Origin of the sequence: Flavobacterium branchiicola (assembly GCF_018383905.1) — a bacterium.
Classification (GTDB): Bacteria; Bacteroidota; Bacteroidia; order Flavobacteriales; family Flavobacteriaceae; genus Flavobacterium; species Flavobacterium branchiicola.
The window spans coordinates 1-19,067 of the sequence record NZ_JAGYWA010000009.1 but is presented as its reverse complement, the minus strand read 5'-3'; the positions used below and the strand labels follow the sequence as shown (position 1 = coordinate 19,067).

At 31.8% G+C, this 19,067-nt stretch carries 16 protein-coding genes; 6 read left to right on the top strand and 10 right to left on the bottom strand.

Annotation, left to right across the window (positions count from 1 at the left end; all coding sequences use genetic code 11):
• From KHA98_RS20225 to KHA98_RS20180, 10 genes are all read right to left on the bottom strand, one after another.
• The gene (locus KHA98_RS20225) at window positions 1-762 is read right to left on the bottom strand and encodes a hypothetical protein (RefSeq protein ID WP_213259777.1); all 762 of its coding nucleotides are present in this window, start codon (window positions 760-762) and stop codon (window positions 1-3) included.
• 122 nt (window positions 763-884) lie between these two features.
• Window positions 885-1,598 carry a hypothetical protein gene (locus KHA98_RS20220; RefSeq protein WP_213259776.1) on the bottom strand — a complete coding sequence of 238 codons (714 nt, stop codon included), beginning with the start codon at window positions 1,596-1,598 and terminating at the stop codon, window positions 885-887.
• A 265-nt stretch (window positions 1,599-1,863) separates the two neighbouring features.
• Window positions 1,864-2,319, bottom strand: a complete 456-nt coding sequence (locus tag KHA98_RS20215; protein WP_213259775.1) for a hypothetical protein — start codon at window positions 2,317-2,319, stop codon at window positions 1,864-1,866.
• A 127-nt stretch (window positions 2,320-2,446) separates the two neighbouring features.
• Window positions 2,447-3,439, bottom strand: coding sequence for a hypothetical protein (locus KHA98_RS20210; RefSeq protein WP_213259773.1), 993 nt, complete (start codon window positions 3,437-3,439; stop codon window positions 2,447-2,449).
• A 6-nt stretch (window positions 3,440-3,445) separates the two neighbouring features.
• Entirely contained in the window at window positions 3,446-3,739 is a 294-nt protein-coding gene (locus KHA98_RS20205) for a hypothetical protein (protein ID WP_213259771.1), read from the bottom strand.
• A 44-nt stretch (window positions 3,740-3,783) separates the two neighbouring features.
• Entirely contained in the window at window positions 3,784-4,587 is an 804-nt protein-coding gene (locus tag KHA98_RS20200; protein WP_213259769.1) for a hypothetical protein, read from the bottom strand.
• Window positions 4,588-4,630: 43 nt separating this feature from the next.
• Window positions 4,631-5,152 carry a hypothetical protein gene (locus tag KHA98_RS20195; protein ID WP_213259767.1) on the bottom strand — a complete coding sequence of 174 codons (522 nt, stop codon included), beginning with the start codon at window positions 5,150-5,152 and terminating at the stop codon, window positions 4,631-4,633.
• A gap of 142 nt (window positions 5,153-5,294) precedes the next feature.
• The gene (locus KHA98_RS20190) at window positions 5,295-5,756 is read right to left on the bottom strand and encodes a hypothetical protein (RefSeq protein ID WP_213259765.1); all 462 of its coding nucleotides are present in this window, start codon (window positions 5,754-5,756) and stop codon (window positions 5,295-5,297) included.
• Between the two features lie 218 nt (window positions 5,757-5,974).
• A complete protein-coding gene (locus KHA98_RS20185) occupies window positions 5,975-7,906 on the bottom strand; it encodes a sensor histidine kinase (protein ID WP_213259763.1) in 1,932 nt (643 codons plus the stop codon).
• A complete protein-coding gene (locus tag KHA98_RS20180) occupies window positions 7,906-8,655 on the bottom strand; it encodes a LytR/AlgR family response regulator transcription factor (protein ID WP_213259761.1) in 750 nt (249 codons plus the stop codon). The genes KHA98_RS20185 and KHA98_RS20180 overlap by 1 nt, the downstream gene beginning before the upstream one ends.
• Before the next feature lie 447 nt (window positions 8,656-9,102).
• Between KHA98_RS20180 and KHA98_RS20175 the strand changes: the two genes are divergently transcribed.
• The 6 genes from KHA98_RS20175 (at window position 9,103) to KHA98_RS20150 (ending at window position 18,880) form a co-directional block, all read left to right on the top strand.
• A complete protein-coding gene (locus KHA98_RS20175) occupies window positions 9,103-9,699 on the top strand; it encodes a hypothetical protein (protein ID WP_213259759.1) in 597 nt (198 codons plus the stop codon).
• A gap of 572 nt (window positions 9,700-10,271) precedes the next feature.
• The gene (locus KHA98_RS20170) at window positions 10,272-10,829 is read left to right on the top strand and encodes an RNA polymerase sigma-70 factor (RefSeq protein WP_213259757.1); all 558 of its coding nucleotides are present in this window, start codon (window positions 10,272-10,274) and stop codon (window positions 10,827-10,829) included.
• Between the two features lie 114 nt (window positions 10,830-10,943).
• Complete coding sequence (locus tag KHA98_RS20165; protein WP_213259755.1) at window positions 10,944-11,864, top strand: FecR family protein; 921 nt, start codon at window positions 10,944-10,946, stop codon at window positions 11,862-11,864.
• Between the two features lie 60 nt (window positions 11,865-11,924).
• A complete protein-coding gene (locus KHA98_RS20160; RefSeq protein WP_213259753.1) occupies window positions 11,925-15,305 on the top strand; it encodes a TonB-dependent receptor in 3,381 nt (1,126 codons plus the stop codon).
• Between the two features lie 18 nt (window positions 15,306-15,323).
• Complete coding sequence (locus tag KHA98_RS20155) at window positions 15,324-16,859, top strand: RagB/SusD family nutrient uptake outer membrane protein (protein WP_213259752.1); 1,536 nt, start codon at window positions 15,324-15,326, stop codon at window positions 16,857-16,859.
• 203 nt (window positions 16,860-17,062) lie between these two features.
• A complete protein-coding gene (locus KHA98_RS20150; protein WP_213259750.1) occupies window positions 17,063-18,880 on the top strand; it encodes an alkaline phosphatase in 1,818 nt (605 codons plus the stop codon).
• The last annotated feature ends 187 nt before the right edge of the window (window positions 18,881-19,067 follow it).

Below are 19,067 nucleotides of genomic sequence, written 5' to 3'. Positions count from 1 at the left end.
TTAATTTGGCCCATCAATAACTGGGTTCGGATCCAGCTTAAATTTTTTTGTTTTTGAATTAAAGGTAATGGTTAAATAACCGCCCATTCTTCCAACATCATTCCAGACTATGAACTGTTTTTTCTTAGTATCGATAATTTCAACATTATCAAAAATTATTGTCATTATGTTACCGGTTAAGGTTTTTATTTTTGAAAAATCGATTATTTGAAAAACAGTATTATCTTTTTTATTGATAATCTTCAGTCTGTCCATTTGTGCTTTATCGTAATTCTCCTTTTTTGAATATTCTCCGATAAAATAGAATTCTGTAAATGAGGCTGCTTGCAAAATTTCGATATTGTTAAACTCATTTTCCTCTATCTGATCTATAAGAATTGAAGTATTTGATAATTCTAAAGACAGTTGCTTATTTGTTGCCAGATTCGTCCAGACACCAACACTTTTATCTTTAGAAAATTCAAACTCAAATGTGGCGGTATATTTTCCGTTATTGATTTCATAAAGTAAGACTTTATTCTTTTTAAAATCCAGTTTGCCTTCCAGTCGAATTGGGTTATTGTGGCTCTCGTATTTATAAACTCCAATAAGATTAAAATTCTTTTTATTTTTTTCGCCAAAATAGCCTTCTTTAATTTGAAAAGAAAGGGATATTGGGTATTTATCAATTTTGCCTTTATAGCCAAAACATTCATACCAACCTGCATAACTGTTTGTTATAACTAGTAGAAATGCTAAAACTGTGACTATTTTTTTATTCATATTTTGTTTCTTTAATTATTAAATTCGTTCTAATATTTTGGATCTTTTAATTCGGATGGGAATTTGAAGTATGAAACTCTTTTGAACTTTACATTTCGGCTCGTCTGATCCAAAAATCTTTGTTAGCGGTAATTTCTTTTAATCTCGTTTATACTTCTTTTGAATTTGTCAAAAATAATTTGCTCGTCTTCATTATCATCTGGTTTCCATTTTTCAATTGTTATATGTCCCTTTTTATTTTTACGGGTTTGACTTGAAATTAATGTGCCTTTCATTGGATCTTTAAAATTAATATCTACTTCTGTGTTTAGATATTTTTCTATACTATCTGGTATTTCCCCAAAATATTTTGTGTCATTTTTAATGTCAATTATTTTACTCTGAGAATCTTTTGGAAACAACTTATTCAACCATGATTGCTTTGTATATTTTGTATAAACAGGAATTGTATTCAAATAAAGCTTATAACCAATATAATGCTCTGTAAAATCACCGCTAACAATATAATTATAATATACAATAGCCTCAATAGATTGCCAGCTTATAAAACAATTCTTGTCAAACAATGGCATTTTAATTGTAATTCCTTTATCATCATAAAACAATTTATTTTGCCTTTCTTCTATCTGTTTTTGCTGTTTTTCGGAAATTGAAAACCCGAATAGTAAACCATAAATTAAAACTAATGGAGAAAAAGCAAGTAACGAAATTGTTATCCAACCGAAAAAATCAACATTCCATTTTAACCAAAGAGCAAAAAACAACACCAAAAAGCCTATTACTGAAAATGCAGAAAGTGGTAAAATAAAAAATACTAAACGTGAATGCTCCATCATCCATCTCTTGAGTTTTATCGCTTTTTTTCCGTTAAACCATCTCGCAATGCTATCTTTTAAAATAATCAATAATGAAACGATAACAAAAACAATAGGAATTATATATATATACCAAATGATCTGTACCCGCTTTTGATATAAAAAAGGATTATGGCTAAACCGAATATTAGCATAAAAACGCCTACTAACTTCGCAATTGTTTTTTCCTTTAAATCCATACTAATTTTTAATAACAAATATATTCTTTGAAATTTTATTCTTCATTTCAATTTTGTTTATGGTTTACTTTTGAAATATAATTAATCCAAACTGCTGCTGCAATCGATAAGACCAAAACAGGCACAATAGAAAGGGAGAAAATATAAACCAATTCGTCCTTAAAAGCATAGGTATTCCATGACGATTCCCCATCAACTAAGATAGTGTAATTCAAAAAAAAACAAATTGAAATTAAAGATATCAACTTGATTGTGCTCTCTAAAAACATTTTGTTACCGAGGGAAAGCAACAACAATACTATTGTTAAGAAAGCTGCGGTTGAAAGTGACATTAAATAAACATTTTCAATAAAAGAACAATCTAAGAACCCTGTTGATATTCTATTAGAAAACCCTCCCATAAACCAACAAATCTGGATAAAACTAATCGTGAAAAGTATTAAGCCTATGAATAGTGCTTTCTTTAAAACCTGTATTGTTTTATTTTGAAATATTTGTTTCATTAATTTTTGCTTTGTCCATTCTGGTGCCTCTTTATAAAACTACTTCAGCTTAAACCTGTTTCTTTTCTTTCACTAAATTCCTTGTTATACGAAGTGTTGTTTTCATTTTATAACGCCCCAAAATGTTTTATGGTTTCTCTGGATACAAATCTTTTAAAGGAATGACGATGCCATTTTTAGAAATTTCGCATTTAATATATTCGTTTCTATGTACTTTGAATGTAAAAGTTATAGAATCTGATGAATCGATTTTTTTTAGTTTTCGGAAAGCACTTAAAATTTCAATTGGAGAGAAATTATACTGAATGTAATATTCCTTTTTATTTTTCCCGGAAATATAAAATGTCTTTGGAATATTTCGGGCTACTATTGTATCGTTATCTTCTAAGATTTCTATTCTGTCCTCTTTAAAAGAAAATGCATAAACACTCTTTAGGACATCTTTTTCATCTTTTTCGATCTTTACAGCCCATTTGTATTGATTTTGAAGTAAGTCTGAATAATCGGTAATATTCTCAATACTTTCGTAACGATTGTATTTCTGGCCTAAAGATTTTTCATATACCAACATATCCAAATCTCCTGTGTTTTTTTTAGCGGTAAATTCTTGTACAAAATGAGAAACAGAGTTTTCTTTTTGTTGTAGAATTATTTTTAAAAGTGCTTTCCCTTTTGGTTGGATTTCCAGGATTAAAACCGGAACATCATTTTTTCCTTTAGCCAAATCTTTCATTTTTTGATAAGGAAGCGAAACAGTAAGGTGATAAAATTGACGCTCATCTATAGAAAAATATTTCAGGCTTAGAGAATCGGGTAAAAGTTCTTTTTCCCAGATTTTAAAATAAACAAAATTTTCACTTTTAGCACTAGTAATCAGTTTGGATTCTGAATCAAGATTACTTTCTGAATGGTTGAAATTATTGTAAAAAACAGCATCTATAATTTTGATGCTATTTAAATTTCCGGATAAAGAATCCTTTGCTGAACTATGAATTTCTGCATTCCAAAGCATCTTATCCTGTTCTTTATTTTTAAATCTTGTTGCAAAATTGAGGATAATTAGTAATCCTAAAATTATGGCAAAGAAAATATTGATGTAATCTAATTTTGTTGTTTTCATTCTTTTTTAGTGTTGATATCCTCTTCCTAATGCAAACAAATAAGACAATACTACAAACAAGACAGTTGAAAAAATTAAAAGAAATACCGAAAAATTTCGAAACTCCTTTTTAAATTTCATATCTCTGACAAAAACCGAAATCAAAAACATAATAACAGGAACTACAAAGCATAAAACAGGCATAACAAAATCTGTAAAATCAGAAGAAGGTCGTATCAATTCTGTATAGTCTAAATAAATATATAATACTATTTCTATGCAAAACAAAAGTATTACAGTAATAAAGGGATTGTTTCTCATTGATTAATTGTATTTCATTTTTGGATTTTCATTTTACAGATTACTTAAATTTCAGCTTTATAATAAAAATAATCTCTTAGCTCTTTTCCATTCGAATCAAATCCAATTGATTTATATGCTTTTATGAAAATTACATTATTACTTTTCCATTTAATTTCCTCGATTGAATTATCACTTTTTGTAAAACAGCTTTTATATTCTGTCAGAAATCTGACAGGAGAATTTTTATCATTGACTTTTAAAATTACAATTGTAAGATCTTTAGATTCATATTCCGGATTTTGAAAATAAACCATATACCTATTGTCTGGCGACAGTTCCGGTACTGAAACACTTGAATCTCCCAACGAAATAATTTTATACAGATAATCATTGGATGTGTCTAATAATTGCATTTCAGAAAACCCTAAATGATCTGCGGTACTTAATTCTTCTAAAGCAACCAAACTTAAACTTGCACAATTTCCAAAATACTCGTAACCACTCCAGCTTAATTCTCCTTTGTAATCTTTATATTTTTTGAACTCAAACTTTTGATTTACTCCCTGTATATAAAAGAAATCGTTACGCTCTTCTAATTTTGTTATTTTAAAACTTTTAACCCATGTGATGTTATTATACGCTGTTTCTTCTATACTATCTAATTTGAAATGTGGAAGATTTTCTAATTTGTCGTAGTATCCTATTTCAACAATTTTACTGTCTTTCTCGGGCTTTGCCTCATTATTATTTTCTAAACCAATTTTGCTTTTAGTTAACCCAGATTTTAATGACGAAGGTTTTTTTTCTGTTGCTTCTTTACATGAAGTAAAAAGTAAAAAAATAAAAATGAAATATTTAAAATTCATAAAATTGTAAATTAACTAATGATGAAAAACGTTATTCGCAGTATTAAAAACTTTGAGGAAAATTATAAATAATCAGAACTAAAACAACAATTGCAGGATAGCCAACAGTTACCATTTTCTTCAAAAAAAGCTTTTTATTTGTTTTACGTAATAGACTTATTAAACAGAACAACCAGATAATTGGCATCAGGAAAGGCAAAGGAAGTAAAACCATTAAAAATGGAACCCAAAATTTATCAATACCGTAATTTTCATCATGCCATCTGGTTATCAAAACTGGAATTAGTTTTTTTTCTTTAAGTGCCTTTTTAAAAGCTTGTTCATTATGAAATTCTTCTACCTTGTTTGTTTTTTCATTAATTATAAAAAAAGTCCCCTTTTCTATCGCAACTATATGTCTCTTATAAAAATAAAACTCCTTAAACCAAATATTTAAATTATTTACGGTTAGCTCAACCAATTCATCATTTTCTCCATCATGGTAAAGTCTGTTTCCATACGGAGTAACATCCTCCCAGGAAGAAATCCCTCCCGCAAAACAACCATTAGAGAAGGCCAAAAACATAAACAAGCTTATAAAAACCTTAATCAATTGCATTTTCTCTGGTAGTAATTTTTTTGTTAGCAATTTTTCTTTAAAACTTTATTCCTCTTTTCTATTTTTATTTCTTCACAAGAAAAGGGAGTTAAACACAAATAAGCTGTTCTTATTTTATTTTGGAATAAATCTTTCCTCTCCAGTACATTAATTTATTCGGATTTTCCGGATGATCAAACTTCATATCAAACTCCGCTTTAAAAATTCCTTTTTGCATTGCCTTTCTGTCAATTTTCATATTGCATTCATTACACGCATAGGTTACTTTTCCATCCACAATACTATTCAGTTCAATTCTTGGATTACTCACAACATTCCTGACAATATAAAAGTTTAATGTCGCATGGGTTGCAGCATTTGCCAGAGTATAACATTCAATAGTGTCTTTACTTAATCGGTTTGCTTTCATTTCGGTTGCACCTGCATATTCATAACACCATGCTTCACCTTTTAAACTATGTTTTTCTGAAAAAGAAAAATCACCGTTAAAATTTTCAACCCATTGTATATCGAAATCTTTGAAAGGAAACAGATAAAAAAGTAAACCGAATAAAAGAACTGTATATTTCATCGTGATTCTCGTTAGTATGAACATAATAAATGCATCTTCTTTTTTACTTTTTTTTATTTAAAAATCAACATTCGTCTTTCCTTACTCCTGAAATCTGAACCAAAACATTAACTCCTGTTACGGAGTACAAATTTTCACAAAAAAATAATGCCATTTTAAACAAGTATCAATTAGTCTAAGATCATTTAATATTCGTAAGGATTCTTTTCAAATTCGTATTAATATCTACTGTTTTTAATAGGAAGTACAAGTAAAACAACGGTTCCGGTCTCGTTGAAAGTAATTTCTATACTAGTCTTTATTTTATTCTCTCTGGCTAAAATCTCCAAACGTTCCCGGGCTATAGCTCCCGATAAAGACTGATGATTATCTTCTATGTTCGATTTGTCCTGATACCCTTTTCCGTTATCTGTAATTTTAACCAGTACCTGATTCTCCTTCGGAACAATTTCGAGCGTTATCAATCCTTTATCAGACTGTTTTGCTATTCCATGTATTATTGCATTTTCAACAAAAGGCTGAATGAGCATTGGAGGTATTAATATGGCCGAAGCGTCTGTTTCGGGCATTATAATTTTATAGGCAAACGTATACTGAAATCGCATTTGTTGCAAGCTCAGATAATTTTCTATTGCCTCAAGTTCCTGGTCAAGAGCAACATAATTTTGACGGCTTAATTCGAGACTGCTTCTAAGTAATCTGCTAAACTGACTGAGATATTTTATTGATTTTTCTTTTTCATCAAACCTTATAAAACTTTGCAATGCCGACAAAGTATTGAAGATAAAATGAGGTTCCATTTGCGTTCTCAATAATTGTTGTTGTAATAAGATTTTCTCTTTTTCCTGCTTTTGTCTTTTTTGTCTTTGGAAGAAATAAAGCAGAAATATCCAAGAAACTGCCAACAGCGCCAATAAACCAACAATAAATAGCAGCAATTTATTGCGTTCTAAACGATTTGTAGTGTGATCAATCGTTTTATTCAGTCCGTAAATAGATTTATCTTTGGCTTGTAACTCGTAAATAGTTGCCATTTCTTCTGTTGCCTGAATACCCGAATTCCTGAGAATATTATCTTTTAATTCTAATACCTGATTGGCTTCATTTTGTGCATTAATATTATCTCCTTTTGCCAAATAATAATGCATTTTTCCCTGCTTATTTAAACACTTTTCATAATAGGATAATGATGGCAAATGTTGTCTTTCAATTTTGTCAGTTTCTTTAATTAAGTTTTCTGCCTCAGCAAATTGTTTGCTATCAACATATAAATCAGTAAGATTAGACAAAGTGGTGTACAAGTTTCTTATTGCGCTTGGTTTTTCAGGATTTTCCAGTACAATTTTATAATCATATTCTTTAACCAAATTATAATACGAAATTGCAGTATCGTACTTATTCTCTAATATATAGTAATGCGCCATATGTTCATTAGTAAATCTAATTAACATTGGATCATTTGTTTTTACAGAAATGTGCTTCAGCTTTTTAATATAAAAAAGAAGCGAATCTAACTTGTAAGTATTACTTGTCTCACAGGCGGTAAGCAATTGTGAATATGCCCTGAATTTGTATTGATAATTATCTTCAGTTAGTTTATTCAGAATTTTTAAAGCAAGCTGATTCTGTTCTATAGATTTTGGATACTGGCTGATTTTATTATTATCCTGAGCCGCATTAAGTAAACAAATCACTTTTGCCAATGGTTTACATTGAAGCGAATCGTCGCTCATGATTATAGCAGTCGATTTATTAAAATAATAAATAGATTGGTAAAACTTACCTTCGTGTTCTGATATTAAACCAGCTCCGTTGTAAATCGTAAATTTAAGTGCATTAAATTCTTTTTCCTTTTCTATGACATCTAAAGCAATATTAATATGGCTTTTAGAGCTGTCAATATTAGTCTTTGCAAAACTTTTAGCAAGATTGTAATGTATAAAAGCTATAGCCGGACCTGTTTTTGAATACTCCTTTTGTTTTAGTTGGCCCGACCAAAAAACAAGCTTGTCACTTTGAGGATTTTGGTCCAGACTATCACTGGTCACCTGTAATTTTTCCAGCATTTTTTCCGGATCCATTAATACTTTTTCAGATTTCTGCTGGCACGAAACTAAGATCAGCAATACAAACAATACTGTTTTGCTCATTATCTCAAAGGATTTAGATGATCCATTACAAACTCTTTTCTGCGGGTTGCCACAGGAATTTCAGCAGAATTTTTCATAATGATAATACCCGTTTTCATGTATTTATCAATAAAATTTTTATTGACAATATAGGACTGATGTGTTTTTATGAAGAAGTCAGACGGCAAAATATCTTCGTAGTATTTTAAAGGTTTAGAAGCCGTAACTATTTTTTTATTTTCAAGATGAATTTGGGTATACGATCCTTCGCCGGAGAGGTATACAATTTCGTTAAGCCGAACGATTTGCATACAGTCTAAAGAAGTGATACAAATACTGGAACTCATGTCAATAGTTTTTGCAGTACTGTACTCCTTTAAAACAGCCAGCTGATTGAGATAATCTGCAGTTTCAATTTTCTTAACCTTCTGTATTGCAACTGTAAATTCTTCACTGTCGATTGGTTTTAAGAGATAATCAAGTGCACCGTATTTAATAGCCTTAATGGCAAAATGATTATAAGCGGTAATAAAAATAATATGAAATGTAGGCTGTTCTAACTGATTCAATATATCAAACGCGGTACCATCCGTCAATTGAATATCCATTAAAACTAAATCAAGATCAGTATTTTTTATGATTTGCAATGACTCTTTTACAGAACTGGTCATTGCTTCTAATTTTAAGGATTCTTCTTGCGAAACTAACCACTGCAATTCTTTTCTTATCGCCGGTTCGTCTTCTATAATCAAGGTTCGTATTTGGTTCATATATCAAATAGTGGTTAAATAAATTATTTCCCGGAAAATGAGTTTTAACCAAGTAAAATTTACAACACGAATATATACTTTTTTATTTTAATCCTTAAAGCAAACTGCTGCCCCTAGCCCTTTTTTCTATGGAATTATCCTTATTGATACTGCAAAAAAAATAAATTATTATGACGCATTTAAAAAGGATATTATCAAATCCGTCTCAGCTTACTGCGAATTTATATCTGCCCAAACATTCATCCTTTATTTTCTAATATTTGTATGTAATAATTTTACCTTTTATCCCAAATCATGGTATGCAAAAACTTTAAAATTAGTGTTTCTTTATGCTTGCTGCTACTCACTTATGCTTGTCAAAATGAACAATTTTCAGACAATCTTTTAAAAAATAAATTTGCTTTGAAATTAGCCGATAAGCTACTAACGACATCAGAACCAGTAGTAATGAAAAAAGATATCTTAGGTTCTGAAATATCTCAATTTATGGAGGATAATAATTATAAAATTCAATATGAAGCTGATGGGTATCTAAATCAGGATAATTTTAAAGATAAAATTTTAGTTCTGCAGGAAAATGACGAAAACAAATCAACAGGACGTCTTACCATAATTTTATTTGGACAAAAACAAGGTTATAAGCTATTCAAAGAAAGTTATACTATTATGCCTCCTGAATATACCTTAGATGGTTACAAACTTTTTGATATTGAAGATGTGACCATCGAAAAAAATAAAATTGCAATTGATTTAAGTTCTATTGGTCCTAACGGACACATTTATTTTGAATTCCTATTTCAAAATAACAATTTAGAATTATACGGGTATAACGGTTATTTTATGGGAGCTGGTTCGCATACCGAATATATTTATAAAGCCGAAAATAAAACCAACGGAACACTTGAAGAAACTGTTATGAATACAATGGAAGACGATATGCGATCAACAACAAAATCTTATACTATAAAACTCAAATCACCTGCGGACTTTGAGAATTTTGATCACTCTAAATTTTTAACCGAAATTAGTCAACAAACTGAATAAGCATTTTATTATACCGCCTCAAACTTAAAAGAATTAAAATCTGTAAAAGAAACTTTGACTAAATTAGAATTGACTAATCAATAATAGCTTTTTTTATGCTATTTTGATTTCTCTCATCTATTGCTATAATTATCCACAAAAAACTTCAAATCCCTGGATTTGAAGTTTTTTCGTTTTACACCGCTTTTCTTATTTCACGAAACCACACAAAACAATTTTTGCCAAGTAGCTAATAGAATAGGTTATTAATTTCATCTAAATACTTAATACCCACATTTTACAAACTCATAAACAAACTCAACAATCAACGCGAAAAAAAAATTTATCTATCAAATATTTTAGTTAACATTTAATTTCAAATGTTAATAATATGTTTCGTTTTAAGGTGGTTTTATTAATGTAAACGTAACCTTTTAGACCTACCCTCACCTTTAATTTTGAAGACATATAAGAAGAACTCAATACTTTGTTTATGTCATTTTTAAAGCCGCACGATCATTATCCAAACCAAATCAGAAAAAGTATCTCCACTTGTCAGATTTCGTTACTTATTCATCTCCAAATAATGTATCATGTATAAAAAGTTTACCGACGAAGACCTTGTCGAATTATTAAAGTCCGGCAAGGATAAAGCTTTTGATGAACTTTATTTTAGATATCGTGATATCCTAGTTCGATTTGTATATCTCAGAATGAAATCGATACCCATTTCAGAAGAAATCGTTCAGGAAGTTTTTACCACTATATGGGAGCGCCGAAAGACCATTATAATTCAAAAAAGCTTTGCAGCTTACATCTACACTTCGGTGCGTTACATGACTTTAGATTACTTTAAATCGCACAGCGTTACAGATCAATATATACAAGAAGTTTTAGATAAAAATACTGTTTCGTATTCCAGTCACAATGCAACGGAAGATTTCATTTATTATGAAGAATTGCAAAAAGCAGTTGATAAAGCGACCATGCTTCTTCCTAAAAAATCAAAAGAGGTTTTTATTCTGAGCCGCATAAAACATTATACCAACAAAGAAATCGCCGACGAACTCAATGTTTCAATTGAAACCGTAAAATATCATATTACGTACGCGCTTAAATTCATGCGCACTTATTTAGGCGAGTTTAATTAAGAAGTAATATTCATATTAAGAGTTCAGCTTTTTTCTTAACAAAAGCGTAACCTTTTGCGCCTACCTGAAAATACAATTCCAAAGACATTCTATTAAAGACATAAAGAAATTATAATGCCTGAAAAATTAAGACAAGAAATAAAACATTTTTTAGACGGAAAGTACTCTCCGAAGGGACAAGAAATGTGGAATAAATGGTACGACCGTACCGATGATTTTTTTGAAAACATGGAAATGATTCAATCAAATCGTTCAAAACTAAAAAACGAATTAAAAGCTATTAAGAAAACCAACAATGTAATTTCTCTTCATTATAAAAACTGGGCTGTTGCTGCGTCTTTAGTTTTTCTAATCGGATTATCTATGTTTTACTATCAATCAATGCCATCTGTTGAAACCAAACAATTTAGTGTAAAACTAGGTGAACATGCCGAAATAAAATTAAGTGACGGAACACAGATTTGGTTAAATGCCGGAAGTATTCTTAAATATCCAAAAGAATTTAAAGGAGATACCAGAGAAGTATTCCTAAGCGGTGAAGCTTTTTTTGATGTAGCCAAAGACAAAAAACATCCTTTTATAATTCACACCAATAAAATGGATACCAAGGTGCTTGGAACCAGTTTTAATGTTCAGGCTTACCCCGATCAAAGAACACAGGAAGTTTCTGTTTTAACCGGAAGAGTGAATGTAAAATCTACGGTTACAGAAGAAAATGTGTACGTAACTCCGGGGCAAAAAGTAGTATTTAAATCCCAAAGCAACAAACTGCAAGCGTTTAAAGATGTTCCTGTAAACAGTATTTCACTATGGCGAAAAAATATTATGGTATTTGAAGAAACACCACTTCCGGAAGTTGTAGCCACTATAAACCGCAATTACAATGTCGCGATTGAAATCAAAAATAAAAATTTAAACGAATTAAAGATAAGCGCCTATTTCAAGGAATTAACTGCTGATCAAACCATTGGATTGGTGTGTAATATCATTAATGCCAATTATAAAATGGACGCTGGAGTATACAAAATAGAGTAAGCGCATTAAAAATAAAACTACGTAGAAACCCGATAAACAAAACAATTAAAACTAAAAATCATGAATGAGAAACAAATGCGGCTTACCATAAAGTGCCAAAGCATAAGGACAATAGGAATTAAATTATTCCTGTTTATTGCTTTATTTTTTGCATCACTAACGGTAAATGCCGGGAATGTTGACATTAGCAAAAGAGTAACTTTAAAAGTTGAAAATGAAAGTATAAAAAACATTTTTCATAAAATTGAAAATCAAGCCGATGTACATTTTATGTATGAAAGCAGTCAGGTAAATACCAATCAGAAATTAAGTTTAAAATTAAATAATGTAACGCTTGAACAAGCTTTAGCCAAAATCTGTGGTGTTGCACTTCGATACGAAATTGTGAGCAACAATATTGTGATCAAGAAAAATCAGAAAGTTACTGTTTCAGACCAGAATAAAATTATTATTTCAGGAACTGTTTTTGGTGGCGATGATAATATGCCGTTGCCTGGTGTGGGAATTAAAGATAAAGGTTCTGATGCTGCCGCTACTACAGATTTTGACGGAACATTTAAAATGGAAGTCAACGCTTCAGAAGCAACACTTATCTTTTCTTACGTTGGTTATATTACACAAGAGGTTAAGGTAACTAGCTCTCAGTCTATAACTGTAAAACTGGCTGCTGATGTTAAACAACTTCAGGAAGTAATTGTAATGGGTTACGGAAGTGTGAAAAAAAGTGAGGTTTTAGGAGCCGTAGGATCCGTTTCTATGAAAGAAACGGCAAGCAGAACCTACAACAATGCTGCCGAATTATTACAAGGAACTGTTGCCGGTGTTACGGTAATTAGTGACGGAGGTGATCCAACTGCATCACCAACAATTAATATTCGTGGTATTGGTTCTTTAAATGCAGAAACGCCTTTAATTGTTCTAGACGGAATTATTTACAGTGGTTCTTTAAACACGATAAATCCTAATGATATTGGTTCGATCAGTGTGTTGAAAGATGCAGCTTCGGCAGCAATTTATGGAGCAAGAGCTTCTGGTGGGGTAATTTTAATTACGTCCAAAAAAGGAATTTCTGATCGTATCAATGTGAATGTAAATTATCAGGGAGGTTTTCAAAATGTAGCAAAAAAATTAGATGTTTTAAACGCTGCAGAATATGCCGATGCCATGAATATTGCCAGAGATAATGCCGGATTACCAAGAATTCTAGCTTTTGATCCCGCATTTGAGCCAACAGCACGAACAACAAAAACAAACTGGATGGATGAAATTTTCCATACCGGAGAAATTCAGGATTTATCACTTTCAGTAAATGGAAAAACAGAAAAATCAAATTTCTTTCTTTCTGGTAGTTATAGAAAAAATGAGGGTATTTTGCTCAATACGTATTCAGAACGTTATACGGTACGAGCAAACTCTTCTTTTAAATTGGCGCCAAACTTTACCTTGGGCGAAAATTTATCGTATTCCCTAACAGATGGACAAAGTGCAAATACCTCAAGTGCCTATACCGGAGCAATTTTAGGAGCAATTTTTTATCCGCCAAACGCTACAATTTACAGAGAAGACGGTTCCGGACAATACGGTGGTGTTCCTGAAAAATACATTGGTTCTTACGGAGATGTTATCAATCCCGTAGCCTACTTAAAAAGGCTAGACAACAGAAATCCTGTTTCTACGATATTGGTTAATCCTTATGCAGAATGGGAAATCATCGAAGGTTTAAAAGTAAAATCAAACTGGGGATATACGAGAATACAAGATAACGCAACAGATTTTACCGTTAAAATTACAGAGCCGGGTAAAATATTTGATTTTAACCGACTAACAAAAAAATCTCTTACAATAAGTGATTTATTGAGTGAACAAACTATTTCTTACGAGAAATCATTCGGAAAACATAATCTTAAAGCCTTAGCCGGATATACGTATCAGGAAACTAAAAGAGATTATTATACTATTGAAGGAACAGGATTTGATAACGAAGATCCTTCGCAACGTTATTTGTTGAATGCAAAACTAATTCAGCAAACAGCCGCAGGATTATCAGATGAAATTATTTCGTCTTATGTGGGAAGAATCAATTACGACTTCAATCAAAAATATTTGTTCTCTGGAATTGTACGTCGCGACGGAACATCAAAACTTTTACAGGAAAATCGTTGGAAAGTTTATCCCTCAGTTTCCGCAGGATGGTTAATCTCTGAAGAAGGATTTATGAAAAGCATTAATCCAATTGTAAGCAGTTTGAAATTACGTGCGAGCTGGGGAGAAATTGGAAATTTAGGAAACCTTGGTCCTTACCAGTTTAGTGTGCCATTAACTCAGACCACTGCTTTAATAGGTGCGACTCCTGTAATCAATTATGGTTATTCTGAAAGAGAACTTTCAAACCCTAATTTAAAATGGGAAAGCTCAGAGCAAACTAACATTGGTTTAGATTTTACTATGTTCAATAACACATTTTTAGGATCTATTGATGCTTACGTAAAAACAAACAAAGACATGTTGGTTCGTGATCAGTTACCAGGTGTATCCGGAACGCCACAAGGAAGAATTGTAAACTCCGGGGACGTTGAAAATAAAGGTCTTGAAGTTAGTTTAACGTATCAAAAAACACGTGGAGAATTTAAATTTGATGTAACAGCAAACGCCGGATTCCTAAGTAATAAAATTGTTTCTATTAAAGATGATTTGACTTCTTTGGAACCATTAAATCTAAGCCGAGTTAGAAGTTTACCATTGGCCAATATTTATCAGGTAGGAAGTCCGGTTGGTGCTTTCTATGGATATGCAACCGATGGATTATTTCAAAGTAACGCAGAAGCAAAAGCGTATGTAAATACTAAAGGCGAGGTTTATCAGCCAAATGCCGTTGCCGGAGATATTAAATTTAAAGATCTTAATGGTGATGGTGTAATCAATAACAGTGATAGAGAAGTATTAGGAAGCCCATTTCCAAAAACAACATTCAGTTTAAATTCTAATTTTAAATACAAAGGATTTGATTTAAACATCTTTTTTAGCGGAGCAGCCGGAAACAGCGTTTTTAATGCTGTAAAACATACTGGTTTAAATGGTTCTTTCCCAGGATATAATTTATTGGCTGAATCAAAAGACGCATGGTCACCTACAAATACGGATACCAATATTCCTGTACTTTCAGCAACAGATAACAATAACAATTTCGGAAGAATCTCTAATTTCTATATCGAAGATGCTTCTTTTATACGGTTAAAAAACATTTCTCTTGGCTATACAATTAAAGAAAACTGGTTAAACGGAAAAGCAAAATTGAGATTCTTTATTTCAGGACAAAATCTATTTACAATTACGAAGTACTCAGGAATGGATCCGGAAGTTGGACTTACCAATTTCGGAATGGACTTAGGTAAATATCCACTTTCTCGTATTTATATGACGGGTATAAACGCAACATTTTAAAAATATAAAACTAATAAAATGAAAAATTTAAGTCTTTTAGTATTAAGTTTTGTGCTTTTAGTAAGCACTTCAGCTTGTGAAAGCGAACTTGATGTAATTCCGCAAGGAGCTCCTTCAAGTGGGAATTTCTGGAAAACTCCGGCAGATGCCAAGGCGGGAGTAAATGCAATGTATGCTTTATATTCCGATGATAATATGTACGGTCGTGGTTTCTTCTGGTTGAATAATGCAAGTGACGACATTGGAACAAAACCGAGACAAAATGCAGAGCGTATTAAAAACTTTATTGTTGACGGAGCTGAATCTGATACCAAAGATATCTGGAGATTGCATTACGAAATCATGAAACGCTGTAATGATGTAATTCGTAACATTCCGAATATTCCTTTAGATGAAAAAACAAAGAACGGAATGTTAGGCGAAGCATATTTTAACCATGCAGTAATGCATTTAGAATTAGCGTATCATTACGGAGATGATCGTGCGGGAATTCCAATTCAGGACAGACAAAACCCTTCAAACGTATATGTACCGCGTGCAAAAAACGTTGCTGAAAATTATGCTTATATCGCAGCCGACTTAATAAAAGCTGCCGATTTACTTCCTTATTTCAGTGAACTTTCAGCTGATAATTACGGCCGCGCTCATAAAACAGCTGCCTGGGGATATTTAGTTCGTACTTATTTGTATGCAAAAGACTGGGATAATGCGATTAAATATGCCAATTTGATTGTAAACAGTGGCAAACATAAATTGCTGGATAATTTTGAAGATGTTTTCAAAATCAAAAACAACTGGTCTTCAGAATATATTTGGTCCGTAACATCAAGTGCAGACAATACTTCTTTGGGTTCTATTTTTCCAGGAGTATGTCTGGAAGATAAAGGATGGGGAGCTTATAACGGATGGGGAAATTTCTATCCTACAAAAGAATTGTTTGACACCTATGATCCAACAGACAAACGCCGCAGTGCTACCATTCTACAAAAAGGTGACAAATTTGTTTATTTTGGAGAAGAAGTAACTTTTAATGAAGGAAAATATACTGTAGGTTCAAGCAACAGAACCGGATATCAGTTCAAAAAATACATGGAGCCTTTCAGTTATCCAAAAACAGGTTCAGGTGCTGTAGATATTCGTTACGTAAATGCAAACGGAGACAAACCATCTACGACTTTAAATGTCCCACTTTTGCGTTATGCTGATGTAATTCTAATGTTGGCTGAAGTAAAATTAATGAAAGGTCAAAATGCAGATACAGAAATCAATATGATTCGTCATCGTGCAGGACTTGGAGATCTTTCCGGAGCTACAATGACCGATTTAAAAAGAGAGAGAAGATGCGAACTTGCAGGTGAATGGACAGATCGTCATTTTGATTTAGTACGCTGGGGAGATGCCAAGGAAACGTATGCAAAACCATTACACCACTATAACGGAACTGTAATTTATCCTGCTCGTAATTTTAATCCGGCAATTCACCATGTTTGGCCAATACCACCAGATGAAATTGCAATAAGCAAAGGAGCATTAACTCAAAACCAGGGTTGGTAATAAAGTAGTTTCATTTTGTGTTTATTTTTTTACTGCACAGGTTTGTATAAAACCTGTTGTGGTAAAAAATAAAAAACATTTCATACAATACATCATAAGCCAGTCTTTCATAAGGACTGGCTTATATATAAAAGTTCATTCATACCCTAATTTAATTTTTCATAAAGTTACCTACGGCTCTTATGAAATAAAATCTATTTTCGATGAAAAAAATATTCACCCTTTTTTGCCTTCAATTTTTCTTTTTTGCCCAAGCGCAGGACTATAATTCTTCTAATATTCATTCTCATAATGATTATGAAAGTAAATTACCTTTTTACGAAGCCTATTCCAATGAAGCCGGAGTTATCGAAGCCGATGTTTTTTTAGTCAATAATGAATTGTATGTTGCCCATACATCCAAAGAAATCAAAACTTACAACACTCTTAAAAATTTATATCTCGAACCACTTGCTACAAAATTAAAAACATTAGAAGGAAAAGCTTATCCAAGCAATAAATCTTTGATTTTAATGATCGATATCAAGTCTGATGCTGACTTGACATTAAAAGCAATTGCACAACAATTAAAGACTTTTCCAGAACTTATCTCAAATAAAAACATAAAAGTGGTTATTTCTGGAAACCGTCCTCTGTCTTCTCAATGGAAAGATTTTCCAAATTTTATTTATTTTGACGGAAGATTAAATGAAGAATACACACCAGATCAATTAGCACGTGTTGAAATGATCAGTGAAGATTTGAAAGAAATCACAGTCTGGAATGGAAAAGGAGTTTTAACCCAAGCAGATACAGAAAAAATTCAGGCAGTCATTAAGAAAGTTCATGATCAAAATAAAAAAGTACGATTTTGGGCAACACAAGATAATGTCAATACCTATATGACTCTTATGAATTTAAAAGTTGATTTTATTGGTACTGATAAGGTTGCTGAATTAACACAGTTCATCAATAACATTAAGACTACATTCTACCAAAATACAGAGTTTCACCAGACTTATATTCCTAAAAATGCATTCAAAAGCAAACGTCCAAAAAATATTATTTTACTTATTGGTGACGGAATGGGACTAACTCAGATTTACGCGGGATATACCGCCAATAAAGGACAGTCAAATCTTTTTAACATTCAAAATCAAGGACTTTCAATCACAAAATCTTCAGACAGTTACATTACCGATTCAGCGGCAGGTGCAACGGCAATGGCAACAGGTCATAAAACCAACAATAGATTTATAAGTGTTGATGAGAAAGGAAAGCCTCTTGAATTAATTACACAGCAATTGGCTAAGAAAAACTTTAAAACAGCTATTATTTCAGCCGGAAATATTACAGATGCAACTCCTGCCGCTTTTTATGCACATCAGCCAGAAAGAAGTTATAGTGAACCTATTGCTAACGATTTTCTGGCAAATCTTTCTGACATTTTAATCGGAGGAGGACAAAATGAATTTAAATCAAGAAAAGACGGAAAAGATTTGTCTAAAACGTTATTAGAAAAAGGCTACACATTCACCGATAATTTTTCAACCTTAGATACCATTAAAAATAATAGATTTATAGTTTTAGAAGATAAAGCAGTAGTTTCTATTAAAAACGGAAGAGGAGATTTCCTGACTAAATCTTTTGTAAAAACAACATCCACTTTTGCAAAAACAAAAAATCCATTTTTCATTATGGCAGAAGGCGCACAAATTGATTATGGCGGACATCAGAATAATGTAGAATATGTGGTTCGTGAAATGCTTGACTTTGATAAATTAGTAGGACAAGCAATGGAATTTGTAGATAAAAATCCAGAAACTTTATTAATTGTAACGGCAGATCACGAAACCGGAGGATTATCATTAATCGACGGAAGCACAGAAAAAGGATACGTTCATGGGAGTTTCAGTACAAATGATCATACAGCAGTTCCTGTTCCCGTTTTTGCCTACGGCCCCGGATCATCAAAATTTACAGGGGTTTATCAAAACACCGCTATATATGATAAAATTATGACGCTGATTTCTGAGAAATAACTGCCAATATATAATCTTAAGTAACCGCAATTTTAATTTAAAAATTGCGGTTTTTGTTTTATTCCAAAAAAAAACTTCAATCAGCAAAAGCTAATTGAAGTTTTTAGTACTCAGAGCGGGACTTGAACCCGCACGAACATTGCTGTTCACTGGATTTTAAGTCCAGCGTGTCTACCAATTTCACCAT